The organism is Streptomyces sp. NPDC052701, from assembly GCF_040678355.1.
Classification (GTDB): Bacteria; Actinomycetota; Actinomycetes; order Streptomycetales; family Streptomycetaceae; genus Streptomyces.
On record NZ_JBFATO010000036.1, the window covers coordinates 26,070 to 49,485 of the forward strand.

Consider the following 23,416-nt stretch of genomic DNA (forward strand, 5'->3'; position numbering starts at 1 on the left):
GGTGACTGCTGTGATCGGCATCCCGGAGATCGAGACCGCGGCGGAGCGGATCGCCGGACACGTCGTACGCACCCCGACCGTGCCGAGTCCGGGGCTGTCGGCGCTGCTCGGCGTCCCGGTCACCGCGAAACTGGAACTGCTGCAGCGCACCGGCTCGTTCAAAGTGCGCGGGGCGGCGGCGAAGCTGCTGTCCCTGAGCGAGGCCGAGCGGGCCGCCGGGGTCGTCGCGGTCAGCGGCGGCAACCACGGGATCGCGCTCGCGGTCATGGCCGCCGACCTCGACGTGAAGGCCACGGTGGTCATGCCGCGCTCGGCGCCCGCCCGGGCCGTCGAGATCGCGCGGACCGCGGGCGCGTCCGTGCGGCTGGCCGACGACATGGACGGCGCGTTCGCGCTCATGACGCGGCTCCAGCAGGAGGGGCTGACCCTGGTCCACCCCTTCGACGACCCGGTGGTGATCGCCGGGCAGGGCACCGTCGGGCTCGAGTTCGCCGACGACGCCGGCGAGCTGACGGACGTGCTCGTCAGCGTCGGGGGCGGCGGGCTGATCGCCGGTGTCGCGGCGGCCCTGCGGGCCCGTCGCCCCGGCGTGCGCGTCTGGGGCGTGGAGACCGAGGGCGCCCAGGCCATGTCCGAGGCACTGGCGGCGGGCGGCCCGGTGCCGGTCGCGCTGTCGTCGATCGTGTCCACGCTCAGCGCGCCCGCCGTGTCGCGGCTGACGTACGACCATGTCTCGGCCCTGGTCACCGAGGTGCTCGTGGTGCCCGACCGGGAGGCCGTACGGGGCTCGCTGGACCTCGCCGACCACGCCAAGGTGTGGGCCGAGCCGGCCGCCGGGTGCCTGCTGCCCGCCGCCCGGCACGTCGTGGAGCGGGTCGGTGACGGCGCGCGGCTCGGGCTGGTGGTGTGCGGGGGCAACGCGACCACCGGCGACCTGATCGCCTGGGCGGACCGCTTCGGGCTGCGCTGAGGGGAGCCGGGCGGGGCGTTCGGGAAGGGCGGGGATCCCGGCGTCGCATTCCGGCCGGACGACGGCGAGTTCCCTGCATTCACCACCTTTCCTTTACCGGCGGTTACCACCAGGTCGGTCCGGTGCCCTTGGTTTCCGCCGGGGCCGGAGCGGAATTTCGGTCCACCCGGTCCGGGCACGTCGTCCGAGGTGAGGGACAGCGCCGCCCGGAGGGGCGCTTTTCCTCTCGCACGCACGTCCGCTTGTCCTGATCTGAAGACAGTAAGTCCCCCGGGCCGGAATTCCGTTGAACGCGCCCCGCCCCGCCCGCCGTACCCCAGGGAAAGGTGAGGACCACGGGTTCAGCGAGGGATGGCCATGGGCAGGGCGCACGTCTCCACACACCAGTTGGTCGCCGGCCGGTACCGGCTGCTCGAGATCGTCCACCGCGAACCCCGGCGCATCTGCTGGTACGGGCGGGACGTCCGGACGTCCCGCCCGTGCCTCGTCACGCGGACCGGGCTCCCGGACGAACCGGGCTCGGGCGGGCGCCGGGCCGCCGCGCGCGTCCTACGCACGTACGAGACCATGGCCCGGCTGTGTCCCGGCCGGACCGCCACGGTGACCGACGCCGTCGAGGAGGCCGGTGCGCTGTGGACCGTCACCGAGTGGATCGACGGCACACCGCTGGCCGTGCTCCTCGCCGAGCGGGGCACGTTCGACCACGTGCGGGCGGCGCGCCTCGGCCTGGAGCTGCTCGACGTGCTGGACGCGGCCCACGCCGAGGGCATCACCCACGGTGAGCTCAGCCCCGGGCAGGTGTTCGTGCGCGCGGAGGGTTCCGTCGTCGTCACCGGTTACGGGCTCGCCGGCGCGACCCTCGCCCCCCGGCTGACGGCACCGTCCTACGCCTCCCCGGAGCAGGCCCGCGACGAGCGGGTCGGGCCGGCGGCGGACCTGTGGGCACTGGGCGCGATCCTCTACACGATGGTCGAGGGGCGCCCGCCCTTCCGGGAACGGGAGCGCCCCGAGGCCACCCTGAAGGCGGTGGACCGGCTGCCGCTGCGCACGCCGGTGCGCGCCGGGCCGCTCACCAAGACGGTCCAGGGGCTGCTGCGCAAGGACTCCCGCGAGCGGCTGAGCCGTCCGGCGGCCCGTGAGGCCCTGACGCGCGTCCTGGCCGAGGACCCCGGGGCGGCCGCGGGGACGGTGCCCGGTCCCCGCCTGCGCGGCAGGTACGCCGCCGCCCGCGCGGTGGGCCGGCGGTGGAGCGGACGGGCGGCGGCCGCCGGAACCCTCCTGGCCGTCGTCACCGCCGCGGTCGCCGCGGTCGCCGTGCTCGCCGCGACCCACGGACCGCCCGGCACGGGCGGCTCCGCCGCCGACGTGCCGTCCCGTCCCCCGGCCTCCGCGGCGCCCGCCCCGTCCCCGTCGGCCGCCGTGCCCTCCGGCTTCCGCCCGTACCGGGCGCCGGAGGGGTTCTCCCTCGCGCTGCCCGCCGACTGGCAGCGGCAGCGCACCTCGCGCGTGTCCGGCCTGGCCTACCGGGTCGTCTTCGGCGCGGACGGCGATCCGCGCACGCTCGCGGTCACCTACAGCGAACGCGTGGGCCCGGACCCCGTCGCCGTCTGGCGCGACGACGTCGAGCCGGGCCTGGAGCGGTCCGGGGAGTACCGGCGGATCGGCGAGATCCGGGCGACGACGTACCAGGGGCGCGAGGCGGCCGACATGGAGTGGTACGCGCAGGCCGGCGGCACGCGTGTGCGCACCCTGGGCCGGGGCTTCCTGCTGGGCGGCGGGCGCGGTTTCTCCCTGCGGTGGACCACCCCGGCCGCCGACTGGGCGGACCCGGCGAACCGGGAGGCGCTCGCCGCCTTCCTGCGGACGTTCCGCCCGGCCTCAGCCTGAGCCGCGCGGCGCCCGCAGGGAGCGGAGCGGACCCGCGTGCAGCGGCCGGGTGCGCCATCGCGCCGTGAACGTGCGGTCCGGCAGGGAGCACGTGACCGCGAGCCGGTGCGGTGTCTCGAGGAACACCACCTCCACGGCGAGGGTGCCGTCCGCGCGCCAGCCGCCGCTCACCGCCGTCGGCACGGGCTCCTCGGCGACGGTCCAGCCGCCCCGGCCCAGCCGCAGGTCCAGTCTCCGGCCGTCCTCCGTGAGGGTCAGCGTCCAGCCGTCCGCGCCCGGCAGGACCGCGGCCCCGGTCAGGCCCGGCTGCTCCGCGCAGACGCCGCCGGACGGGGTGAACCCGGCACCGGACCAGGCCCGTGCCCCGCCCGGCGGCCCGGGCGCGCCCGCGGCCGGCGGCAGCGCCAGTCCCCGCAGCCGCTCGAGCAGGGCCGCGTCGGCGGCCTCGCGGCCGGGCAGCGGCGCGGGGCGGAAGGCGGGCAGCAGATGCCGCCAGACGAGGTTCAGGTACTCCTGCATCCGCTCGGTCGCCGACGTCGCCGCGATCACCGCGTCCTGCCCGGGCAGCACCAGGCAGAACTGGCCGTACGCCCCGTCGCCGCGGTAGCCGTGCCGGGACATCCAGAACTGGAAGCCGTAGCCCCGGTCCCAGTCCTGCCGGTCCCGCTCGCCCGTGGCCCCGGCGGTCGGGACGTGCGCGCGCGCCGCCCGGGCCGTCCAGCCCTCCGGCAGCAGCCGCCGGCCCTCCCACACCCCGTCGCACAGGTACAGCCGGCCGAGCCGCGCGACGGCGTCGGTGGTGGCGTGCAGCCCGCTGAAGCCGATCTCGCGGCCGGAGCGGTCGCGCAGCCAGGCGGCCTCGCCGATGCCCAGCGGGTCCAGCAGCCGGGGCCGCAGGTAGGCGGTGAGCGGCCGGCCGGTGACGCGCTGCACGATCGCGGCGAGCGTGTAGGCGGCGGGCTGGTTGTAGGCGAAGACGGTGCCCGGGTCCCGGTCCGGCGGCAGCAGCAGGAATCCCCGGACGGGCTCCGCGGGGTCGAGCGCGTACGCCTCCTGCACGGTGTCGCGCACGTGGCCGCTGGCCATGCAGGCCACGTGCCGTACGCGCATCGCCCGGCTGCGCGGGTCGGTGACGTCCGCCGCAAACTCCGGGAAGTACGACACGACCGGGGCGTCGAAGTCGAGCAGCCCCTCCGCCTCGGCGAGGGCGGCGGCGGTCCCGGTGAAGCTCTTGCTGAGCGAGTACAGCAGATGGGGGCGTTCGGCGGTGTACGGCGCCCACCAGCCGGCGGCCACGAGACGGCCGTGGCGCACGATCATCAGGCTGTGCGGCTCGATGCCGGGTGCGGCGTCGAGGGCGTCGAGGAAGGCGTGGACGCCGAGGGCGTCGACTCCCTGGGCGGCGGGGGCGGCGACGGGCAGCGGGCGGGCGCTCATGACGGCATCCTGCCCCGGCCGGCGGGGGCCGACCGCACCGTTTTCGGTCCCCCGGGCCGGGGACTCGGCGGTCATGGTGCAGATCGGATACACGATGATGACCGAGCAGGCCGGCCCCCGAGAGCTCGTCGACCACGTGGTGCGGGCCGAGGCGGCCGGCTTCGACTTCTCGGTGACCTCGGACCACTACTTCCCGTGGCTGCGCTCCCAGGGTCACTCGCCGTACGCCTGGAGCGTGCTGGGCGCGGCCGCCCAGGCCACCTCGCGCATTCCGCTGATGACGTACGTGACGTGTCCGACGTTCCGCTACCACCCCGCGGTGGTGGCGCAGAAGGCGGCGACGATGCAGCTGCTGTCCGAGGGCCGCTTCCGGCTGGGCCTCGGCTCGGGCGAGAACCTCAACGAGCACGTGGTGGGCGGCGGCTGGCCGTCCGTCGACGTGCGGCACGAGATGCTCGAGGAGGCGGTGGGGATCATCCGCGCCCTGTTCGAGGGCGGGCACGTGAACCGCCGCGGCACGCACTTCGACGTGGAGTCCGCACGGCTGTGGGACCTGCCGGACCAGCCGCCGCCCATCGGCATCGCCGTCTCCGGGGAGCGGTCCTGCGCGCTCGCGGGCCGGCTCGGCGACCTGGTGATCGCCACGGAACCCAAGGCGGGGCTGCTGGAGGCGTTCGACCGGCACGGCGGTGAGGGCAAGCCGCGCGTGGGGCAGCTTCCGGTGTGCTACGACCCCGACCGGGACGCCGCGGTCAAGCGCGCGCACTCCCAGTTCCGCTGGTTCGGCAGCGGCTGGAAGGTCAACTCGGAGCTGCCGCACCCGGACGCCTTCGAGGCGGCGACCCAGTTCGTCACGCCCGACGACGTCGCCGGGTCGATCCCGTGCGGCGACGACCCGGAGGACTTCGTGGAAGCCGTACGGCCGTACGCCGAGGCGGGGTTCACGGAGATCGCCCTGGTCCAGATCGGCGGCGAGTCGCAGCCGGCGTACCTGGACTGGTCGGAGAAGACCCTGCTGCCCGCGCTGCGCGACGCCTTCGGCTGACGGTGACCGCAGGGCCGGCCCGCCCCGCGCTCACCGCGGGGCGGGCCCGTTGCGGAGCATGTCCTCGACGGCTCGCTCGGCGAGGTGGACGCGGCGCGCCGCCGGGGCCCGCTTGACCAGGGCGCTCATCCGCTGTGCCTCCTCGGTGCCCGGCAGGAGGCCCGCCAGCAGGGCGGGCAGCAGCAGGCGCCGCACGAGGAGTTCGTCGCCGGAGGTGACGTGGGGCCGGCGCACGACCGAGACGTTGACCCGGACCGCGTGTTCGTTGCCCGGCGGGACCCCCGGCCGGTCCGTCTCGATCGCGGCGTAGCGGAAGCCGTGGGCGAGGTCGCAGGCGGCACAGCCGACGGGACCGCGGCCGAGCCGGCCGCCGCAGCCGGAGCAGACCAGCCGGTCGAGCGCCGTGTCCACGACCCGCCAGTCGTGGCGGTCGGGTTCGGCCGCCACCATCTCGGCGAGGGCGCGCTCCTGCCCGGCGTCGCCGACGCCCCAGGGGCGCAGGAAGCGGGCCCAGGCCTCCTCCACGATGGAGTCCACCAGGGCGCGGCAGGCGGCACAGCCGGGGGCGCCGCCGTACTCGTACCCGCCGCACTGCGCGCAGCGGCGCGGCGCCGTCCCGACGTCCGGTCGTGTCATGGTTCCCTCTCCCGCGTTCCCTCTTCCGTCACCGCCGTGGCGAGTCTTCCGCGTCGCGGCCGGCGGCGGAAGCGGTGTGCGCCCCGTGCCCGCGCGCTGCCGGCGCCCCGACGGATCCGCCGGTCCCGGGCCGCGCCTGCGGGAGCGGCGCACGGGGTTGCGCGGCGGCCGGCGGAAGGCGGCCGGGGAACCGGCCGCCGACGGCGCCGGCGCGTTGCACGGGGAGGCCGTGGTCCGGCGCCCGGAGGAGCTGCGGCGGGCCGTCGCCCGCTGTGCCGGGCCGCTGCGCGGGGCCCGCGGGAATCACCTGGAGAGCCGAGCATCTTGCGCGGATCGGGGGTAGTAGAGGGCTCTACGTCGGTTCTTCCCGGAGGCCCTCTCGTGAACTCGTTCGTGCACAAGTCGCTGGTGGTGCAGCTCCAGGCGGGCGACACGGACCGCTTTCCCGTCCTCGCCCACCTGAGCTACGACGCCGCGGACCCGTTCGCCGTCACCGTGGTCTTCAGCCACGACGGCCGCGTGCTCGCCCGCTGGCAGCTGGACCGCGAGATGGTCGCCGAGGGCCTGACGCGTCCGGTCGGCGTCGGGGACGTGCGGATGCGCCCCGAGTCGCGCGGCACCTGGCAGGAGCTGCGCATGGAGTTCTACGGCGACGCCCGGGCCGACGGCGGGCGGCACCACGCCGTGGTGTTCGCGTGGGCCGCGACGGTCTCCGCCTTCCTGCGCGAGACCTACGAGCTGGTCGCCGCGGGGCAGGAGGAGGTCCGTATCGACGACTTCCTGGCCGGCGTCCTCGCCGAGGGCGGACGCGCGACCAGCTGAGTAGCCGTACTCATGTGGCCGGCGGACCCGCGCCGCCACGATGGGCTCCCGTCGAGAGGAGCCCGCCCATGTCCGCCGCGCCCACCGCTTCACCCGCGCCAGGACGTCCGCTGCCCGTGGTCCTCGCCTGGGCCGTGGTCGCGGTGCTGGCCCTGTCGGCCTGGGGGCCGCACGACCGCCTGACCTGGTTCCTGGAGACGGTCTGGGTGATCACCGGGCTGCCGCTCGTCGTACTGCTGTGGCGGCGCTTCCCCCTGACGAACCTGCTGTGCTGCCTGCTGGCCGCCCACGCGGTGGTGCTGACGGCGGGCGGCCACTACACCTACGCCGAGGTGCCGCTCGGCGACTGGGTCAGGGACACCTTCGGGCTGGAGCGCAACCCCTACGACCGGTTCGGCCACCTCGTACAGGGCTTCGTCCCCGCCGTGCTGGTGCGGGAGGTGCTGGTGCGCACCTCGCCGCTGCGCGGCAGCCGCTGGCTGGCACCGCTGACGGTGTGCGCCTGCCTGGCCTTCAGCGCCGTCTTCGAGATGCTGGAGTGGGCGGCCGCGGTGGCCGGCGGCCACGCGGCGGACGCCTTCCTCGCCACCCAGGGCGACGTGTGGGACACCCAGTGGGACATGTTCTGCGCGCTGATCGGCGCGACCGCCGCCCTGCTGCTGCTTGCCCGCGCGCACGACCGGCAGCTGACCGCGCCGGTCGTCACCGCGCCGTCCGTCAGCGCGTCGTCCGCGGCGACTGCGTCGTGTACCGGTGCCGCGTCCACAGCGGTATCCCGAACCAGCACAGCAGATACCACAGCACCACGCCGCTGACCAGCCAGGGCACGAAGTCGTCGTGGGTCGCCACCCGCAGGATCAGCAGCAGCGAGGCCGTCGTCGTGGCGAGCAGCAGCACCAGGCCGAGGAACGTCATCCGGGAGGCCCACCGCACCGCCTGCGGCTTCACGCGCCGGCCGGAGACCAGGCGGTGCAGGGACACCGGGCCGATCAGGGCGCCGGTCGCGCAGGCGCCCAGGACGACCGTGACGATGTAGATGACCCGGTCGGTGTCGGCCAGGTCGTCGTACTTCGGAGTGAACACCACGGTGAGCAGGAAGCCGAAGAGGATCTGCACGCCCATCTGGGCCACGCGGATCTCCTGGATGAGCTCCTGCCACATGCGGTCGGCTCTCTCGTCCTCCGTCTCGTTTCGCCCCCTGCGCCTGGCCACGTCCTCCGCCTCGTCGCGCCCCTTGCTCCTGGCCACGTCCTGCGCCTCGTCGCGCCCCTTGCTCCTGGCCACGTCCTGCGCCTCGTCGCGCCCCTTGCGCCTGGCCACGTCCTGCGTCTCGTCGCGCCCCTCGCGCCTGGCCGCGTCCTGCGCCGAGTCCGTCACTGCGCCCTCCCTGTTCGAACGACCTGCGTACTTCTCCTCCTGCGTGTTCCCCGCGGAAGGCCGTCGTCCCGGGTGCGCCCGGCCGGTTTCAGGGATCGGCGGACGGTTACACGGACCCCGTCACGCTCAGGTTCTAGGAGGTCGTGGACGCATGTCCGGTACACAGCTCACCGTGACGCTCAGCGGCGGAGGCGTGGACGACGCGCGAGCGGTCGTCCGGGCCCTGGAGGAGGTGTTCGGCGCGCCCGAGGAGCTTCCCTCCGGCGAGAACGCGACGGTCCGCACGGCGACCTTCGGCAACGTCACGGCCACGGGGCCGGACGGGGGCGCGCAGGGCGGCGGGGGCGGGGCAGCGGGCACCGCTCGCCTGTCGGAGCCCGTGACCGTCACCGTCCAGGGCACCCCGGAGGCCGTGCAGCGGGCGTCCGACGCGCTCGGCCACGCCTTCACCGCACGCGACCAGGGCGCCGCCTCCGGCGACCAGGAGCAGGAGAGGCAGCTGCTCCTGGAGCCGTAGCGCAGAGCTCTACCAGCGGGACTCCACCTGGTCCTTGACGCGCCGGTCGTACAGGTCGCGGATGGCGGCCAGCGTCCGGTCGGACAGCTCCGGCAGCCGGGCGGCCGCCGCGTTGGCGCGGGCCTGCTCGGGTGAGCGGGCGCCGGGGATCACGGTGGTCACGCCGGGCTGCTGGATGATCCAGCGCAGCGCCAGCTGGGCCGGGGTGTAGCCCTCGGGGGCGAGCGCGGCGAACTCGGCGGCGGCCTCGACGCCCGTGTCGTAGTCGACGCCGGAGAAGGTCTCGCCCACGTCGAAGGACTCGCCGTGCCGGTTGTAGGTGCGGTGGTCGTCCGCGGCGAAGACCGTGTCCTTGGTGTACTTGCCGGACAGCAGGCCGGAGGCCAGCGGGACCCGGGCGATGATGCCCACGCCCGCCTCCCGGGCGGCCGGGAGCACTTCGCGCAGCGGCTTCATCCGGAACGGGTTGAGGATGATCTGCACGCTCGCCACGTTCGGCCGGGCGATCGCGGTCAGCGCCTCGGCACAGGTCTCGACGCTGACCCCGTACGCGGCGATGCGCTCCTCCTCCACCAGGGTGTCCAGCGCGTCGAACACCTCGTCCGTGGAGTACACGGGTGTGGGCGGGCAGTGCAGCTGCACCAGGTCGATGCGGTCGACGCCGAGATTGCGGCGCGAACGGTCGTTCCAGGCGCGGAAGTTGTCCAGGACGTAGTTCTCGGGGATCTGCTCGACCCGGCGGCCCATCTTCGTCGCGACGAGCACGTGCAGGTCGGGCCTGCCGCTCAGGAACGCGGCGATGGTCTGCTCGCTGCGTCCGTCGCCGTAGACGTCGGCGGTGTCGAAGAAGGTGACCCCCGCCTCGGCCGCCGCCTCCAGCACCGCGAGGGCCTCCTTGTCGTCGACCTCCCCCCAGTCGGCCCCCAGCTGCCACGTCCCCAGCCCGACGACGGATGCGTGCTGGCCCGACCTGTCGAATGTTCGCTCGTCCATGACGTCAGTCTGTCATCCGCCGTCACCCGGCGCGGGACGGATCGCCTCGGCCGGACGGCCGTACGGGGACCACCCGCACGGGTGAACCGGTTCCGCGGGCGGGGCCCGCCGGCGGTGTCAGGGCCGGTCCCGGGCGGCCAGGGCCCGTGCCTGCGCGGTCCGGGACAGCCTCGGGCCCAGCCAGCGCTTGAACCGGCGCAGTGTCTCCAGCCGTCCGGCCGCCCGGTCGAGCCGGTGGTACAGCCGGGGCGGGACGTGGGGCAGCAGGGGCGAGTGGCGCTGGCCGAGCAGGGCGAACATGCGGTCCGGGGGCAGGTCCAGGTAGCGCGGCAGGTTCTCGTACCACTGGGCGCTGTAGCGGGCCGCGCTCTGCGCGGGCAGGAGGGCCGCCCGGCGTTCCCGCTCGTAGCGGGCGAGGGCCTGCGGGAGCGCGGTGTGCTCGCGCAGGGCGCCGGCCAGGGCGACGGCGTCCTCCAGGGCCAGGGTGGTGCCCGCGCCGATCGAGTAGTGCGTGGTGTGGGCGGCGTCGCCGATCAGGACGAGGTTGCCGTGGTACCAGGTGCGGTTGGTCAGCGTGCGGAAGGCCGGCCACCGCATGCCGGCGGGACCGGCGAACAAGGGGTGGCCGTCCAGCACGTGGGCGAAGAGCTTCTCCAGCAGGGCGAGTCCGCCGGCCTCGCCCGCCCGGTCGAGGCCGAGGCCGGTCCAGGTCTGCGGGGCGCACTCCACCACGCAGGTGCTGCGTCCGGCGCCGTAGCCGTAGCCGTAGCACCAGATCCAGCCGTGGCCGGTCTCCACGAAGGCGTGGGTGAAGGCGTCGAAGACCTTGCTGGTGCCGAGCCAGACGTAGCGGTTGCGGCCGGTCGAGAGGCGGGTGCCGAAGTGGTCGGCGTGGCGGGTGCGCAGCGCGCTGTGGACGCCGTCGGCCGCCACGATCAGGTCGGCGTCGGCGGGCAGGTCGCCGGCGGTGACGGGGTGCGCGTACTCCAGCCGCACGCCGAGCGAACGGGCCCGGGCGGCGAGGATCTCCAGCAGGCGGTGACGGCCGATGCCGTGGCCCCGGTCGCCGGAGTGCCGGGTCGTCAGGTCCCGTACGTGGGCGACGCCCTCGTCCCACCGCACGGAGTTCTCGTCGAGGGCGCGCGCCGTCTCCGGGTCGTGCGCGTGGAGCGTGTCGAGCAGGCCCCGCCAGTACGTCACGCCCCAGCCGTAGGTCGAGCCCTCGGGGTCGCGTTCGTGGACGGTGACGTCGTGGGAGGGGTCCTGCCGCTTCAGCAGGATCGAGAGGTAGAGGCCGGCGGGCCCGCCACCGACGCAGGCGACCTTCACGCGCACTCCCGGGCGTCACTGAAAGCAGTCATGGAATGACGCAGGGTAGCAGGGGTGTGTGTCGCGGACCGGCCCACCGGATCGGCGCCGCAGGAGGTGGGCGCGTCGGTGGCGCCGCCGTACCGGGACGGGAGCACCGGCCGTTCGCCGCGTTCCGGGCCGTGGCCACCGGGGTCTCCCCCGACGACCCGACGACCCGGTGTTCCGGCCGCACCGCGCCTGCTTCGACCAGCTGGGGGCCGGGTGGCGGCGCCGGCGTCCCGGGGCCGACTGCCCGCCGGCGGCCGGGACGCCGGACGTGGCCGGTCCGAACGACACGATGCAGCCGTGGAACGACGTGACTGCGGTGGAACGACGTGACTGCGGCGGACCTGCCGGAGTCACGTCGTTCCACGCCTTCGACGCCTGGTCCTGCGGGGGGCCGGTCAGGCGCTCTCGGCCGCCGTGCGGCACTCCGGGTGGCCCCAGCCCTGGGCGTTCTTGGCGATGGGCTCGCCGGCCGCGTAGGAGCGGCCGCACTGGCAGCGGCCGGGGAACTTCGCCTTGATGGTGCGCGAGGAGGCCCTGGCGCCGCCCGAGGAGGCCTTGGCGTTCCGTGCCGGGCCGCCCCGCGGCCGGGAGCGCGGCGCCTTCGCGGGCGTGGCCGGCGCGGGCGGCGGTTCCGGCGAGCCCAGGGCGCTGCCCGCCGCCTCCTGGGCGGTGGCCGCCTGGCTGGCGGCGCGGTCGGCGAAGTCGTTGAGCGGGTCGCCGTCGACCTGGTGGGCGGGCACGTAGCGGAACTCGACCGTGCGGCCGTCGAGCAGCTCGTCGATGCGCACCACCAGGTCCTGGTTGGCGACCGGCTTGCCGGCGGCCGTCTTCCAGCCGTTGCGCTTCCAGCCGGGCAGCCAGGTGGTGACGGCCTTCATGGCGTACTGCGAGTCCATCCGGACCTCGAGCGGCACGTCCGGGTCGGTCGCCGTGAGCAGGCGCTCCAGCGCGGTGAGTTCGGCGACGTTGTTGGTGGCCTTCCCCAGGGGCCCCGCCTCCCAGCGGGCCGGGGTCTCGGTGGCGTCCGCGACGACCCAGGCCCAGCCCGCCGGTCCCGGGTTTCCCTTCGAAGCCCCGTCGCACGCGGCCACAACACGTTCACGCATGGACACGATCATGCCACGGCCGGGTGGGGCGCCGGAGCGCGGGCACGGCTCGTCGGCGGAACGCGCGCGGGTCCGCGCGCGACGGGGCAGCCGAAGCCGTGACCGGTCCGCTCCCCCGGCACCCTGCGCATCGCCCCGCGCCGGTCACACGGGTGTCGGCGCGGGTGCGGTGTGCCGGCCCGGGTGGGCGGCGCACGGGCGCGGTGCGCGCCGGCCGTCCGGACGCCCGTGCGGTGGAATTCGCTGGACGGCGCGCGCCGCCGGCCGCTGGGATGGGCGGCATGTGTGCCGTGCGGATGCATCCGGACGAGGTGGACGTCGACGCCTCGCTCGCCGGCCGGCTGATCGCCGGGCAGTTCCCCCGGTGGGCGGATCTGCCGGTGCGGCGGCTGCGGTCCGCGGGGACCGAGAACGCCATGTTCCGCCTCGGTGCGGACAAGGTGGTGCGGCTCCCCCGGCATCCCGGTGCCGTGCGCAGCGTGGCGCACGAGCAGCACTGGCTGCCCCGGCTCGGCCCCCGGCTGCCCTTCGCCGCGCCCGAGCCCCTCGGACGGGGCGAGCCGGGCGAGGGCTTCCCGTGGCCCTGGTCGGTCTACCGCTGGCTGGAGGGCGCCACCCCGGTGGCCGGCGCGCTCCAGGAGCCCGGGCCGCTGGCGAGGGACCTGGCGGAGTACGTCACCGCCCTGCGCCGGATCGATCCGGCGGGCGGGCCCGCCGGTCACCGGGGCGTGCCGCTGGCGACCCGGGACGCGCCGACGCGCGAGGCGATCGCGCGGCTGGCGGGCAGGGCCGGCACCGGCGCGCTGACGGCCCTGTGGGAGCAGGCCCTGCGGGTGCCGGAGCACATCGGCCGGCCCGTCTGGGCCCACGGCGACCTGTCGCCCGGGAACGTGCTGGTCGACGGGGGACGGCTGGCCGCGGTCATCGACTTCGGCAGCGTGGGCGTGGGCGATCCCGCCGTCGACCTGATCGTCGCCTGGAACCTGCTGCCCGCCGAGGCGCGCGGTCCCTTCCGCGAGGCGGTGGGCGCCGACGAGGCGCAGTGGGCGCGGGGCCGCGGCTGGGCCCTGTCCATCTCGCTGATCCAGTTGCCGTACTACTGGAACACCGATCCGCCGCTCGCGGAGAACTCGCGGCTGGTGATCCGGGGGATTCCGGCCGAGGCCGAGGCCGGATAGGGGCGGGCGGGGTCTCGTCGTCCCGCCCGTCCGGCGCGGTCGTCACTCGCCCGCGTAGGCCTTCTCCAGAGCCGCGATGTCGAGCCTGTGCATCGACAGCATGGCCTTCATGGCGCGGCCGGCCTTCTCCTGGTCCGTGTCGCCGATCATCTCGGCCAGCCGCTTCGGGACGACCTGCCAGGACACGCCGTACTTGTCCTTGAGCCAGCCGCAGGGGCCCGGCTCGCCGCCGTCCTCGGTGAGCTTGTTCCAGTAGTGGTCGACCTCCTCCTGGTCGTCGCACTCGATCTGGAAGGAGACCGCCTCGTTGAACCTGAACTGCGGGCCGCCGTTCAGCGCGACGAACCTCTGGCCGTTGGCCACGAAGTCGACGGTGAGCACCGAACCGGCGGGGCCCGGGCCGGCCTCGGTGTAGCGGACGGTCCGTCCGACGCCGGAGTCCTTGAAGACCGAGACGTAGTAGTGCGCGGCCTCCTCGGCCCGGCCGTCGAACCAGAGACAGGTGGTGAATCCGTCGGTGGTCATGAGTACCTCCTGGGGCGGTGAACGCGGTCATCCGTATCGACCGGTGCTCGCCGCGAAACTCATCGGTCGCGCGGCCGGTCCGCCTGCGCGGCCGCCGGAATCCGCATGACCGCCGCCACGGGCCGCGCCTGGCGACCTGAGCCGGGGATGCGCCGGCGGCAGGCGGCGACTGCGAGACCTCCGACGCCCGTGCGGGGCCGGTGCCGGCCGTGCCGGCCCGGTCCGCCGGGAGCGCTTCCCGTCGCGTCGTCCGGTGTCCGAGGCCCAGGACCGCCGGTGGGCCCCTCCCCGGGCACCGTCCGCCCGGGGACAGCGGCCGCTCCCCACCCGCGAGCCGCCCCTCCTCCAGCCTGTTCCACGGAAGCCGCGGACGACGAACCCGGCGGCGTCAGCCGCACAGGCAGGGATCGGTCTCGTGGCCCAGGCTGCCGGCGTCGAGGTCACGCAGAGCGCCCGCGAACGCCTGGATCTCGTCGACGTCGCCCTTCAGGTACTCGCCCCAGCCGTCGGCCGTGCGGGCACGTCCCACCTGGAGCGGGCCGGTGCTCGTCCAGCCGTTGCGGAGACGGGCGGTGGCCTCGGTGCTCGTGTGTCCGTCGGCGTACAGCTTGACCGTGTCGGTCGCATCGTCGTAGACGATGGCCAACCGCGTGCCATGGCCGCTGCTGCCGTCCGACCGCGTGACCTGCGAGACGACCTTCTCGGGCGCGCCCGCCTCGTCCTGCTCCGGCATGATCAGCTGCCAGGCGTACTCCGACGGGTCGTAGCGCAGCCTGAACGCGTCGGTGTGCTCACCGGCCTGCGAGAGGACCGTCATCGGCCGGGTGGCGTCGGCTTCCCCGATCCTGGCGACGACTCCGAGGGTGAAGCTGTCACCGGTGTCCACCACGGGGGCGTCGAGGACCGCGTGGCCGCTCTCGCCGTCCAGCACCAGGTTGCCCTCGCCGACCAGTGGGTACGGCTGCCACGGGCAGTCGGGGTCGATGTCGGGGATGCAGCCGTCCGGACCCCGGTGGATCGACGCGCCCGCCCCGAGCCGCAGCGGCGAACCGCCCTTGTTCTCGGGCGTGGTGCCGTCGGCGGCCGTGCTGAACGACCAGTGGCCGAGCAGCTTCGGCTTGCGCTGGGCGAGCTCGGTCACCTCCTGCGGGACGACAAGGCGGTCGTACGCGCGGACGTCGCCGATGTCACCGTGCCAGCGCTGCCGGTAGCCGTTGTTGCCGCGGATCCGGCCGATCTGGAACGCGCCGTCCGCCGCGACCGGCGCGGCCTCGGCCTTGGTGCCGACCTCGTGGCCGTTGACGAAGAGCTGGGCGTACCCCGTCTCGGTGTCGTGGACGCCGAGCAGGTAGGCCCACTCACCGGCCTCCGGAGCACCGCCGGCGACCTTCGCGTCGCCGAGGGTGAAGGTCCAGGCGGCGGTCCCGTTCCCCGGGGCCTCCAGACCGAGGGCATAGGCCGTGCCGAACGCGGTGTCCTGGCTCAGCACGGTCATGGCGCGGCCGGTCTCCGCCGGGCGCACCCAGGCGCCGACGGCGAAGGTGCTGCCGCTGTCGACGGCCGGGGCGTCCGTGGTGAGGAAGCCGTGACCGCTGCCGTCGAGAGCGGCCGTGGAGGTGAGCGGGGTGCCCGAGGGCGCGGGGCCGCCGAAGGTCACGCCGCGCCCCGCCCGGGCCGCCTGGCCGGCCTCGGCGGCCGCCGTGGTGGAGCCGGCCGCGTCGGCGAGCTTCCAGCGGGAGACCGGCGCGCTCGCCGCCTTCGGGTGGAACCGGTAGTCGGTGCGTCCGCTCATCCGGCCGGCGCGGTCGAGGGCCTGGACGCTGAGGGTCTCCGGGGCCCTGCTCAGCGGGACGAAGCGGATGGTGGCCGGTCCGCCGGGCTCGGCGGGGCGGACGGTGCCGTGCGGGCCGCCGATGAAGCTGTACCGGTACTCGACGACGTCCGGCGAGGGGGAGTCCATGGTGAAGCTGCCGTAGACCCCGACCCCGCCGACCCACCACGTCTCCGCGGGGTACTCCGGCGAGCTCACGACGGGAGCGTCCGGGCTCCGGTCGTCGTGGACGAACCGGCATGCGGCACCGGGCTCCTCGGAACTCCAGGCGGAGTTCGTCCTGCCGTCGTTGGCGCGGACGTGCCAGGAGATGACGGTGTCGGCCGGGATGTCGGACGGGACGGTGACCCGGTGGATCCAGTCCGGGTAGGCCGGGGAGGTGGTGAGGGAGCGGCGCTGCTCGGCGCCGTCCGCGTCCGACCACCAGATCTCGAACTCGGCGTTGACCTGCTCCGGGTATCCGATGCGGTCGTCCTCGGCCGGATCGGTCAGCCGGGCCGTGAGGACCGGAGGACTTCCGACGTAGGCCAGCGTGTCACCTGTCGCGCAGTCCTCGAACTCGGTCTGCAGGTTCTGGACCACGGGCGGCAGGTTCTCCTTCTCCGCCGCGTACGCGGTGCCGGGGGCGGCCGCCCCCACGACCACCGCGAGGCAACTGCCCCACAGCAGGCCTCGTTTGCTGAGTCTCCCTGACACGGATGGATCCCCCTCCTCGGAACGGACGCTCGATCATCGAACATCCGAGCTGGAGGAGGTTAGCAGTGCTCACCGGCGTTGCCGATCGGGTTTCCTGACGGGCCACCGGAACACGGCCCTTCAAGGGAGGCGTCGCGGCAGAAGGCGGCACCGGGGTTCGGAGCCCGTACGGCCGGGGACCGTCAAGGCGCCCCGAGCAACGTCGCGACGGCTGCGCGTGCGTGACGGGCCGGGGCCGGGTCCCCGGTGATGCCGGCGGTCACGATGGCTCCTTCGGCGAGCAGGAAGACGGGGTCGGCCGCCGACGCCCCGGCCGCGTGCACCCACTCGGCGATCTGGTCGCGGAACGCCTGCTTGTGCGATCGGACTTCGGCGAGTACCGCCTCGGACGACGGGCCGAGTTCACCGTGGGCATTGACCCAGACGCAACCGCGGAAACCGGGCTCCGCGAACCATTCGGCGAGCCAGTCGAAGACCGCAAGGACGCGCTCGCGAGGATCCGGGAGTTGTTCCACGTGGGCGGCAAGGCTGTCCCTCCATCGCCGGTCGCGGCGTTTGAGCACCGCAACGACGAGGTCTTCCTTGGTGGCGAAGAGCCGGTAGATCCGCTTGAGGGGCAGACCGGATGCCGCGCGGATCCCGTCCATGCCGACCGCCTGGATTCCCCGCTCGTAGAACAGCCTCTCCGCCGCGTCGAGCAGGACGTCGCGGTCCAGGCGGGTCTGTTCCTCGGTGATCGGGGCCGGCATCCGGAAACTCCTTGACGTTGAGAACGGTCGTTCTCTATCTTAGCCCCACTGATAGAGAACGACCGTTCTCAACATGAGGGGGCCGCAGTGCCGGAAGATCGTCCGCCCTACCCGCCGTTCACGCGGGAGACAGCCCTGCAGAAGGTCCAGGCGGCTGAGGACGCATGGAACACCCGCGATCCCCAGCGCGTGGCACTGGCCTACACACCGGGCTCGCGGTGGCGGAACCGGGACACGTTCGTCAGCGGCCGCGAAGAGATCATCGCTTTCCTGGCGCAGAAGTGGGAGCGCGAACTCGACTACGCGCTGCGCAAGAGCCTGTGGGGGTTCCACGAGAACCGGATCGCCGTCCGATTCCAGTACGAGTGGCACGACGCGGCAGGCCGGTGGTGGCGCAGCTACGGCAACGAGTTGTGGGAGTTCGACGAGCGCGGCCTCATGCGACGCCGCGAGGCGAGCATCAACGACATCGCCATCACCGAAGCCGACAGGCGCATCCACGGCCCCCGCCCCGAGGACGAGCACGGGATCGACATCCCGCTCCGGTAGTTCTCCCCACCCGAGGCCGCCATGTCGTGTCAAGCCGCTTGAGGAAGCTCCTCTGCGTCCGGTCGGCCCCTTCGTTCGACGAAGCTCCGACTCAGGTCACCAGTAGTGCTGTGTCCGGGGACGACGTTGCCCTCTTCGGCCCTGCGGGGCCGGGCCAGGGGCCGTACCGTCCGGGCCACGTGACGTCGAGGACGCCGGGGCTCTTCCACTCGATGCCGGTCCGGCCGAGCTGACGCATGCGCGTGACAAGGTCCGATTCCCGTGTGCGCCGGCTGCCGTCGGCGTGCCGACGCCGAGAGCAAGCGGGGCGGGCAGCCGTTGCGAGGCGCCCGCCCCGGGGCGGGTCAGCCGCTGTAGGGGGCCGTGACGTCGAGGACCCAGGTCACGCCGAAACGGTCGGTGAGCATGCCGTACAGCGGAGCCCACGCCGCGGGCCCCAGCGGGCGCAGCACGTTCGAGCCGTCGGCCAGACGCCGCCACAGAGCGCTGATCTCCTCGGCGTCCTCGCCGCGCACGGACACGAAGAACGGGTTGGCGCCCTGCTCGTACGGCATCGCCGAGGGCACGTCGTAAGCCATGACGTGGAAGCCGTTGTCGGCGACGACCTGGCCCCACATCACCCAGTCCGCCTCGCTCTCGTCCTGGACGTTGCCGGCGTCCTTGTAGGTCACCGTGACGGCGTGCCCGCCGAAGACGGACCGGTAGAAGGCCAGCGCCTCGCGGGCCGAGCCGCGGAAGTTCAGATGCGTGGTGGTGGTGACGGACATGGTCTGCTCCTGCTTGGAAATGCACCGGATGAAGCGCATGCGAGTGACGGGCGGAATGCCCTGATCTGGAATCCGTGATGCAGCATGGCATCCATACAGGACAGGATCTGTCCTGTACTTTCCGCATGATGGAGGCGTGCAGAAAACGTCCTCGCGGCTCCTGACCCTGCTCTCTCTGCTCCAGGCACGACCGGAGTGGAGCGGGGACGACCTGGCCGAGCGGCTGGAGGTCACCGTGCGCACCGTGCGCCGTGACATCGGCCGCCTTCGCGCGCTGGGCTACCCCGTTGCCACGGACAAGGGCCCCGGCGGCGGATACCGTCTGCGTCCCGGATCGCAGATGCCACCGCTGCTCTTCGACGACGAGCAGGTCGTCGCTCTGGCCGTCGCGCTGCAGAGCACCGCCCAGCCCGCGATCGCGGAGGACGCCGACCGGGCGCTCGCGACGATCAGGAACGTCCTCCCTGCGCGCCTGCGGCAGCGCATCGAGGCACTCCGCATCGCCACCGTCCGCCCACCCGGTCCCGGCGTCCCGCCGGCCCACGCCCCGGATCTGCTCACCACCGTGAGCACCGCGATCCGGCGCCGCGAAGAACTGCGCCTGGACCACACCCCGCGCCAAGGGGCCGCACCACAGCGACGCCGGGTGGAACCCCATCACCTCGTGGCCTGGCGTACCCACTGGTACCTGCTGGCCTGGGACCTCGAACGCGACGACTGGCGCACCTTCCGCACCGACCGCATGACCCCGCGCACGCCGACCGGTCCGCGCTTCACCGTACGCCAGGTGCCGGGCGGGGACGTCTCCGCGTTCGTCACCAGCCGCTTCCGGGGCTCCGACGGCACTGATGCGGCCTGGCCCTGCCAGGGCGAGGCCATCCTGGATCTTCCCGCCTCGGAAGTCGTGCCCCACACCGCCGACGGCATCGTGGAACCGCTCGGTCCCACGCGATGCCGCGTCATCACGGGATCCTGGTCCTGGACCGCCCTTGCAGCCGACCTTGGCCGCTTCGACGCGAACCTGCACGTCGTCGGCCCGCCGGCCCTTCGCGAAGCCTGCGCCACACTCGCCCGCCGCTACGCCGCCGCCGCAACCACCGAGCCCGACCGGCGGCTGGACACACCCGGCGAGTGACGGACCGAAACCTCACGCGTTCAGGAACATCCCATGGCGCCTTCCGGCCTCACCTCGGCGACAGCTCTTCATCGGGTTGCTGCCGGCCGGGGTATCGAGGCCGGTCCTCTTCCTGGTCGTCCTCGACGACGTCGGGGTCCGGGAACGGACGCAGGTCCTGGCCGCCCGGACCTCACGCAGCGCGACCTCAACGATCTCAACGACCGCATCGGCCGCGCCCGCCGCCCTCGCCCTCTTCCCCGCCGGACTCCAACTGCCCCTGCGCACAAGGCGGAACGCACGGAGAACCTCGTGCGCCGGACGGAGTTCGACCGGGGCGGTCACTTCACCGCGATGGAGGAGCCGGGCCTGCCGGTCGAGGACGTACGGGCGTTCTTCCGGCACCTGCGCGAGAGGTGAGCGCTCTGCCCGTGGCGAATCTGCCGCAAGCCTAGAAACGCCCCGCGGCCCCGTCGTCCGGCCGAGAGTGGAGACCGCGGCGTCACCCGCCGGGTGACGAGCGAACCACGGCCAACGACGATTGGGAGCACCGATGTCTCCACTCACCGCCGGCTCCGGGCCGGCCCTGCTGCCGCGTGCGGAGGAGGGCGACACCCCTCCGACGCGGTTCGACGACCACCTGGCCGCCCAACTGCTCGCCCAGCGGATCGTGCTGCTGGGCACGCAGGTGGACGAGGTCTCCGCCAACCGGGTCTGCGCCCAGTTGCTGATCCTGTCCGCGGAGGACCCGCGCACCGACATCAGCCTGGTCGTCAACAGCCCCGGCGGCTCGGTGCACGCGGGCCTGGCCATCTACGACACGATGCAGCTGATCCCCAACGACGTCTCCACGCTGGCCATGGGATTCGCCGCGAGCATGGGGCAGTTCCTGCTCAGCGTCGGCGCGCCCGGCAAGCGTTACGCCCTGCCGAACGCGCGCATCATGATGCACCAGCCGTCGGCCGGCATCGGCGGCACCACCGCCGACATCGAGATCCAGGCGGAGAACCTGGAGTTCACCAAGCGGACCATCGAGCGGATCACCGCCGAGCACACCGGCCAGAGCCCGGAGACCATCTCCCGGGACGGTGACCGGGACCGCTGGTTCACGGCCGAGGAGGCCCGGGAGTACGGGATGGTCGACCGGGTCGTGGAGTCGCTCGCCGACATCCGCCCGGCCGCGACCCGGCGACGGATGGGACTGCAGTGATGGGCACGTACACGATTCCGCACGTCATCGAGCGCACCGCCCAGGGCGAGCGGTCCTTCGACGTGTTCAGCCGGCTGCTGAACGAACGGATCATCTTCCTGGGCACCGAGATCGACGACGGCGTCGCCAACGTCGTCATCGCGCAACTCCTCCATCTGGAGTCGGCGGCCCCGGAGAACGAGATCTCGATCTACCTCAACTCCCCCGGCGGATCGTTCACTTCGCTGATGGCGATCTACGACACCATGACGTTCGTACAGGCGCCGATCTCGACGTTCTGCGTCGGCCAGGCGGCCTCCACGGCGGCCGTGCTGCTGGCGGGCGGGGATCCCGGACGGCGCTTCGTGCTGGAGCACGCCCGGGTGCTGCTCGGCCAGCCGGCCACCGGCGGAGCGCGCGGCACGGTCTCCGACCTGGCGCTCCAGGCCAAGGAGATGGTGCGGATCCGCTCCCAGGTGGAGGAGGTGCTCGCGCGGCACACGCACCACGACGTGGCGACGCTGCGCGCGGACATGGACCGCGACAAGGTGTTCACCGCGCAGGAGGCGGTGGCCTACGGGCTGGCGGACGAGGTGCTCAGCCGGCGCCTCGTGCGGGTGTGAGGCACCGGCCGGCGACGGGCCGCCGTCAGGCGGCCAGGCACAGCCCGTCGTGCGAGGACGGTGACGCGCCCCGACTCCCGCCCGTGTAGCGCGAGGTGACGCGGACGAGCTCGCCCTGGGCCCGCGACAGCAGGTCGCCGAGGCCCAGGCCGAGGGCGCGGGCGGCGGCCGCGAGGACCTCCGAGGAAGCCTCCTTGCGGCCGCGTTCCACCTCCGACAGGTAGGGCATGGAGATCCGGGCCTGCTCCGCCACGTCCTTCAAGGTGCGCTCCTGCGCGAGGCGTTCGCGCCGCAGGACGTCACCGACCAGGTCGCGCCACAGGGGTTCCCGGGGGGCGGGCGCGGCGGACCCCTGACGTGGCACGGTGCCCGCCGGGCGGGCGGCCGGCGGGCGCAGCGGGAGGACACGGGCTTCGTTCGGCACTTGGTTGCTCACCTCTTCAGCCTAGGAGCCGTGGACGCCGGGGCAAGGGAGCGGTGTTCCGCCCTGGGGGAAATCCGCGGGCGGCACAGGACGGGTTCAGGTGGCGCGCGGCGGGTTGAGGTGGCGCGCAAGGCGGGTTCGGGTGGCGCGCAGGGGCGTCGGGCGAGGCCGCGGGGCCCTGCGCCCGGGTCCGGCCCGCTCGGTCGCGCGCACCGGTACCTCACGCAGCGCGATCGGCTCGTCGCCGTTCCCGCCGGCCGGGCCGGGCCCGGCGCCCCGGCGGTGAAACGGTCGGCGAACTCGGCCCCGGCGTCCGGCCCGGCACACCGCGTCCGCCGCCTCGGCCGCCGACCGCGCGCGGGGATCCGGCGGGTGCGCCGCGCTCCCCGCGAAACCGCCCGCACCGCGCGGACCGCCCCCGGGGGCCGGTGAGCGTGCCGCGCCGGCCGGGGCTTCGCCCGGGCCGGGCCGGCTCCGGTTGGCCGATACCGGTCATACGGGTGATGATGGGCCGTGCGCCACCGGGCCGCCACCGAGTTTCCCGGCCGCGACCAGCGGTTTTCCACCTGTCCGAAAATCCGGGGGCATGCGCTGCCATGACCTGGGTACCCGCAACTCGGAAGGACCTGAGCAGATGTCGAGCCGTGACTTTCGTGGGAGAGGTAGAGGGTGATGGACACCGCCGTGATCCGGTCGCAGGCGCGGACCGTCGAGGAGAACGCCGAGGCCAGGACGGGTGACGCACCGCTGCCGGGAGTCGTGGACCCGAAGACGGTGGCCCCCCGGGACGCCCGGGAGCTGTCGCGCCAGTTCTTCCAGCGCCTGACGGAGCTCGAAGAGGGCACGCACGAGTACCAGTACGCGCGCAACACTCTTATTGAGATGAACATGTCACTCGTGCGGTTCGCGGCCGGCCGGTTCCGGGGCCGCGGCGACGACATGGAGGACATCGTCCAGACCGGCATGATCGGCCTGATCAAGGCGATCGACCGGTTCGAGCTGTCGCGCGAGGTGGAGTTCACCTCCTTCGCCCTGCCGTACATCGTCGGAGAGATCAAGCGCTTCTTCCGTGACACCACCTGGGCGGTGCACGTGCCGCGGCGGCTGCAGGAGCTGCGGGTGGAGCTGGCCAAGGCGCGCGAGGAGCTCGCCAGCCGGCTCGACCGCGAGCCGACGGTCGCCGAACTCGCCACGCTGATGAACATCAGCGAGAACGAGGTGATCGAGGGCCAGATCGCCGCCAACGGGTACAACTCCTCCTCGCTGGACGCCGCGCTCACCGGCGACGGGCCGGAGAACGGCGAGGCCGTCCTCGCCGACTTCATCGGCGTCGAGGAGCACGGGCTGCGGCTCGTGGAGGACTTCCACTCCCTCGCCCCGCTCATGGCCGAACTCAGCGAGCGCGACCGGCAGATCCTGCACATGCGGTTCGTGGAGGAGGCCACGCAGGCGGAGATCGGCGAACGGCTCGGCTGCTCCCAGATGCACGTGTCCCGGCTGATCAAGCGGATCATCACGCGTCTGCGCGAGGGCATGCTGGGCGAGCTCGGCTGCGCCTGACCGGCCCGGACCCCGAAACGCGGGTGCCGGGGCCACCACCGGGGTGGCGGGGGCAGCGCCGG

Annotated in this window: 23 protein-coding genes and 1 pseudogene; 13 read left to right on the top strand and 11 right to left on the bottom strand. The window is 73.8% G+C overall.

Annotated elements, in window-relative coordinates; genetic code table 11:
• The first annotated feature begins 10 nt into the window (after window positions 1-10).
• The gene (locus AB0L29_RS29395) at window positions 11-970 is read left to right on the top strand and encodes a threonine/serine dehydratase (RefSeq protein WP_365831266.1); all 960 of its coding nucleotides are present in this window, start codon (window positions 11-13) and stop codon (window positions 968-970) included.
• Window positions 971-1,321: 351 nt separating this feature from the next.
• The gene (locus AB0L29_RS29400; RefSeq protein ID WP_365831268.1) at window positions 1,322-2,857 is read left to right on the top strand and encodes a serine/threonine-protein kinase; all 1,536 of its coding nucleotides are present in this window, start codon (window positions 1,322-1,324) and stop codon (window positions 2,855-2,857) included.
• Here the strand turns inward: AB0L29_RS29400 and AB0L29_RS29405 are convergent.
• Window positions 2,849-4,294 carry a serine hydrolase domain-containing protein gene (locus AB0L29_RS29405; protein ID WP_365831270.1) on the bottom strand — a complete coding sequence of 482 codons (1,446 nt, stop codon included), beginning with the start codon at window positions 4,292-4,294 and terminating at the stop codon, window positions 2,849-2,851. The two genes, AB0L29_RS29400 and AB0L29_RS29405, sit on opposite strands and share 9 nt — an antisense overlap.
• Before the next feature lie 73 nt (window positions 4,295-4,367).
• Here AB0L29_RS29405 and AB0L29_RS29410 point away from each other — a divergent pair, with 73 nt between their 5' ends.
• On the top strand, window positions 4,368-5,339 hold the full coding sequence (locus AB0L29_RS29410; protein WP_365831272.1) for an LLM class F420-dependent oxidoreductase: 972 nt from the start codon (window positions 4,368-4,370) through the stop codon (window positions 5,337-5,339).
• Window positions 5,340-5,369: 30 nt separating this feature from the next.
• Here AB0L29_RS29410 and AB0L29_RS29415 read toward each other — a convergent pair whose 3' ends face one another.
• Window positions 5,370-5,975 carry a hypothetical protein gene (locus AB0L29_RS29415; protein ID WP_365831274.1) on the bottom strand — a complete coding sequence of 202 codons (606 nt, stop codon included), beginning with the start codon at window positions 5,973-5,975 and terminating at the stop codon, window positions 5,370-5,372.
• A 381-nt stretch (window positions 5,976-6,356) separates the two neighbouring features.
• Here AB0L29_RS29415 and AB0L29_RS29420 point away from each other — a divergent pair, with 381 nt between their 5' ends.
• Together AB0L29_RS29420 and AB0L29_RS29425 are read left to right on the top strand one after the other, a co-directional pair.
• Window positions 6,357-6,797, top strand: a complete 441-nt coding sequence (locus AB0L29_RS29420) for an SsgA family sporulation/cell division regulator (RefSeq protein ID WP_365831276.1) — start codon at window positions 6,357-6,359, stop codon at window positions 6,795-6,797.
• Window positions 6,798-6,865: 68 nt separating this feature from the next.
• Window positions 6,866-7,612, top strand: a complete 747-nt coding sequence (locus AB0L29_RS29425; protein WP_365831278.1) for a DUF2238 domain-containing protein — start codon at window positions 6,866-6,868, stop codon at window positions 7,610-7,612.
• Here AB0L29_RS29425 and AB0L29_RS29430 read toward each other — a convergent pair.
• Window positions 7,515-7,958 carry a DUF6328 family protein gene (locus AB0L29_RS29430; protein WP_365831366.1) on the bottom strand — a complete coding sequence of 148 codons (444 nt, stop codon included), beginning with the start codon at window positions 7,956-7,958 and terminating at the stop codon, window positions 7,515-7,517. The genes AB0L29_RS29425 and AB0L29_RS29430 overlap by 98 nt on opposite strands.
• A 367-nt stretch (window positions 7,959-8,325) precedes the next feature.
• On the opposite strand from AB0L29_RS29430, the gene AB0L29_RS29435 reads away from it, so the two are divergent.
• Complete coding sequence (locus AB0L29_RS29435; protein WP_365831280.1) at window positions 8,326-8,691, top strand: hypothetical protein; 366 nt, start codon at window positions 8,326-8,328, stop codon at window positions 8,689-8,691.
• Window positions 8,692-8,700: 9 nt separating this feature from the next.
• On the opposite strand, the gene AB0L29_RS29440 is transcribed toward AB0L29_RS29435, so the two are convergent.
• From AB0L29_RS29440 to AB0L29_RS29450, 3 genes are all read right to left on the bottom strand, one after another.
• Window positions 8,701-9,684, bottom strand: coding sequence for an aldo/keto reductase (locus AB0L29_RS29440; protein WP_365831281.1), 984 nt, complete (start codon window positions 9,682-9,684; stop codon window positions 8,701-8,703).
• A 117-nt stretch (window positions 9,685-9,801) separates the two neighbouring features.
• Window positions 9,802-11,019: an FAD-dependent monooxygenase gene (locus AB0L29_RS29445; protein ID WP_365831283.1), complete on the bottom strand. Its 1,218-nt coding sequence runs from the start codon at window positions 11,017-11,019 to the stop codon at window positions 9,802-9,804.
• A 419-nt stretch (window positions 11,020-11,438) separates the two neighbouring features.
• Window positions 11,439-12,161 (bottom strand): ribonuclease H, encoded by a 723-nt coding sequence (locus AB0L29_RS29450; protein ID WP_365831285.1) that lies wholly within the window; start codon window positions 12,159-12,161, stop codon window positions 11,439-11,441.
• A gap of 269 nt (window positions 12,162-12,430) precedes the next feature.
• Between AB0L29_RS29450 and AB0L29_RS29455 the strand changes: the two genes are divergently transcribed.
• Complete coding sequence (locus tag AB0L29_RS29455) at window positions 12,431-13,327, top strand: aminoglycoside phosphotransferase family protein (protein ID WP_365831287.1); 897 nt, start codon at window positions 12,431-12,433, stop codon at window positions 13,325-13,327.
• Between the two features lie 42 nt (window positions 13,328-13,369).
• Here AB0L29_RS29455 and AB0L29_RS29460 read toward each other — a convergent pair whose 3' ends face one another.
• The 3 genes from AB0L29_RS29460 to AB0L29_RS29470 all read right to left on the bottom strand — a co-directional run bounded on the left by AB0L29_RS29460 (window position 13,370) and on the right by AB0L29_RS29470 (window position 17,128).
• Window positions 13,370-13,852 (bottom strand): VOC family protein, encoded by a 483-nt coding sequence (locus tag AB0L29_RS29460; protein ID WP_365831289.1) that lies wholly within the window; start codon window positions 13,850-13,852, stop codon window positions 13,370-13,372.
• A gap of 388 nt (window positions 13,853-14,240) precedes the next feature.
• Complete coding sequence (locus AB0L29_RS29465; RefSeq protein WP_365831291.1) at window positions 14,241-16,379, bottom strand: LamG domain-containing protein; 2,139 nt, start codon at window positions 16,377-16,379, stop codon at window positions 14,241-14,243.
• Window positions 16,380-16,561: 182 nt separating this feature from the next.
• A complete protein-coding gene (locus AB0L29_RS29470) occupies window positions 16,562-17,128 on the bottom strand; it encodes a TetR/AcrR family transcriptional regulator (protein WP_365831293.1) in 567 nt (188 codons plus the stop codon).
• A gap of 87 nt (window positions 17,129-17,215) precedes the next feature.
• Between AB0L29_RS29470 and AB0L29_RS29475 the strand changes: the two genes are divergently transcribed.
• Entirely contained in the window at window positions 17,216-17,677 is a 462-nt protein-coding gene (locus AB0L29_RS29475) for a nuclear transport factor 2 family protein (RefSeq protein ID WP_365831295.1), read from the top strand.
• 344 nt (window positions 17,678-18,021) lie between these two features.
• On the opposite strand, the gene AB0L29_RS29480 is transcribed toward AB0L29_RS29475, so the two are convergent.
• Window positions 18,022-18,444: a VOC family protein gene (locus AB0L29_RS29480; RefSeq protein WP_365831297.1), complete on the bottom strand. Its 423-nt coding sequence runs from the start codon at window positions 18,442-18,444 to the stop codon at window positions 18,022-18,024.
• A gap of 136 nt (window positions 18,445-18,580) precedes the next feature.
• Here AB0L29_RS29480 and AB0L29_RS29485 point away from each other — a divergent pair, with 136 nt between their 5' ends.
• From AB0L29_RS29485 to AB0L29_RS29500, 4 genes and pseudogenes are all read left to right on the top strand, one after another.
• Window positions 18,581-19,579: a WYL domain-containing protein gene (locus AB0L29_RS29485; protein ID WP_365831299.1), complete on the top strand. Its 999-nt coding sequence runs from the start codon at window positions 18,581-18,583 to the stop codon at window positions 19,577-19,579.
• Between the two features lie 208 nt (window positions 19,580-19,787).
• Window positions 19,788-19,978, top strand: a pseudogene (locus AB0L29_RS29490) (epoxide hydrolase); the annotation flags it as partial.
• Between the two features lie 133 nt (window positions 19,979-20,111).
• Window positions 20,112-20,768: an ATP-dependent Clp protease proteolytic subunit gene (locus tag AB0L29_RS29495; protein ID WP_365831301.1), complete on the top strand. Its 657-nt coding sequence runs from the start codon at window positions 20,112-20,114 to the stop codon at window positions 20,766-20,768.
• Window positions 20,768-21,370, top strand: coding sequence for an ATP-dependent Clp protease proteolytic subunit (locus AB0L29_RS29500; RefSeq protein WP_365831303.1), 603 nt, complete (start codon window positions 20,768-20,770; stop codon window positions 21,368-21,370). The genes AB0L29_RS29495 and AB0L29_RS29500 overlap by 1 nt, the downstream gene beginning before the upstream one ends.
• A gap of 25 nt (window positions 21,371-21,395) precedes the next feature.
• Here AB0L29_RS29500 and AB0L29_RS29505 read toward each other — a convergent pair whose 3' ends face one another.
• Window positions 21,396-21,806 carry a helix-turn-helix transcriptional regulator gene (locus AB0L29_RS29505; RefSeq protein WP_365831305.1) on the bottom strand — a complete coding sequence of 137 codons (411 nt, stop codon included), beginning with the start codon at window positions 21,804-21,806 and terminating at the stop codon, window positions 21,396-21,398.
• Between the two features lie 660 nt (window positions 21,807-22,466).
• Here AB0L29_RS29505 and AB0L29_RS29510 point away from each other — a divergent pair.
• Entirely contained in the window at window positions 22,467-23,354 is an 888-nt protein-coding gene (locus tag AB0L29_RS29510; RefSeq protein WP_365831307.1) for an RNA polymerase sigma factor SigF, read from the top strand.
• Window positions 23,355-23,416 lie beyond the last annotated feature (62 nt).

What these genes read in the sequence shown, in the direction of transcription:
- AB0L29_RS29400 (WP_365831268.1), top strand. Translation starts at nt 1,322, where the DNA reads ATGGCCATGGGCAGGGCGCACGTCTCCACACACCAGTTGGTCGCCGGC.
- AB0L29_RS29405 (WP_365831270.1), bottom strand. Translation starts at nt 4,294, where the DNA reads ATGAGCGCCCGCCCGCTGCCCGTCGCCGCCCCCGCCGCCCAGGGAGTC.
- AB0L29_RS29410 (WP_365831272.1), top strand. Translation starts at nt 4,368, where the DNA reads ATGGTGCAGATCGGATACACGATGATGACCGAGCAGGCCGGCCCCCGA.
- AB0L29_RS29415 (WP_365831274.1), bottom strand. Translation starts at nt 5,975, where the DNA reads ATGACACGACCGGACGTCGGGACGGCGCCGCGCCGCTGCGCGCAGTGC.
- AB0L29_RS29425 (WP_365831278.1), top strand. Translation starts at nt 6,866, where the DNA reads ATGTCCGCCGCGCCCACCGCTTCACCCGCGCCAGGACGTCCGCTGCCC.
- AB0L29_RS29430 (WP_365831366.1), bottom strand. Translation starts at nt 7,958, where the DNA reads ATGTGGCAGGAGCTCATCCAGGAGATCCGCGTGGCCCAGATGGGCGTG.
- AB0L29_RS29435 (WP_365831280.1), top strand. Translation starts at nt 8,326, where the DNA reads ATGTCCGGTACACAGCTCACCGTGACGCTCAGCGGCGGAGGCGTGGAC.
- AB0L29_RS29440 (WP_365831281.1), bottom strand. Translation starts at nt 9,684, where the DNA reads ATGGACGAGCGAACATTCGACAGGTCGGGCCAGCACGCATCCGTCGTC.
- AB0L29_RS29450 (WP_365831285.1), bottom strand. Translation starts at nt 12,161, where the DNA reads ATGATCGTGTCCATGCGTGAACGTGTTGTGGCCGCGTGCGACGGGGCT.
- AB0L29_RS29455 (WP_365831287.1), top strand. Translation starts at nt 12,431, where the DNA reads ATGTGTGCCGTGCGGATGCATCCGGACGAGGTGGACGTCGACGCCTCG.
- AB0L29_RS29460 (WP_365831289.1), bottom strand. Translation starts at nt 13,852, where the DNA reads ATGACCACCGACGGATTCACCACCTGTCTCTGGTTCGACGGCCGGGCC.
- AB0L29_RS29470 (WP_365831293.1), bottom strand. Translation starts at nt 17,128, where the DNA reads ATGCCGGCCCCGATCACCGAGGAACAGACCCGCCTGGACCGCGACGTC.
- AB0L29_RS29480 (WP_365831297.1), bottom strand. Translation starts at nt 18,444, where the DNA reads ATGTCCGTCACCACCACCACGCATCTGAACTTCCGCGGCTCGGCCCGC.
- AB0L29_RS29495 (WP_365831301.1), top strand. Translation starts at nt 20,112, where the DNA reads ATGTCTCCACTCACCGCCGGCTCCGGGCCGGCCCTGCTGCCGCGTGCG.
- AB0L29_RS29500 (WP_365831303.1), top strand. Translation starts at nt 20,768, where the DNA reads ATGGGCACGTACACGATTCCGCACGTCATCGAGCGCACCGCCCAGGGC.
- AB0L29_RS29510 (WP_365831307.1), top strand. Translation starts at nt 22,467, where the DNA reads ATGGACACCGCCGTGATCCGGTCGCAGGCGCGGACCGTCGAGGAGAAC.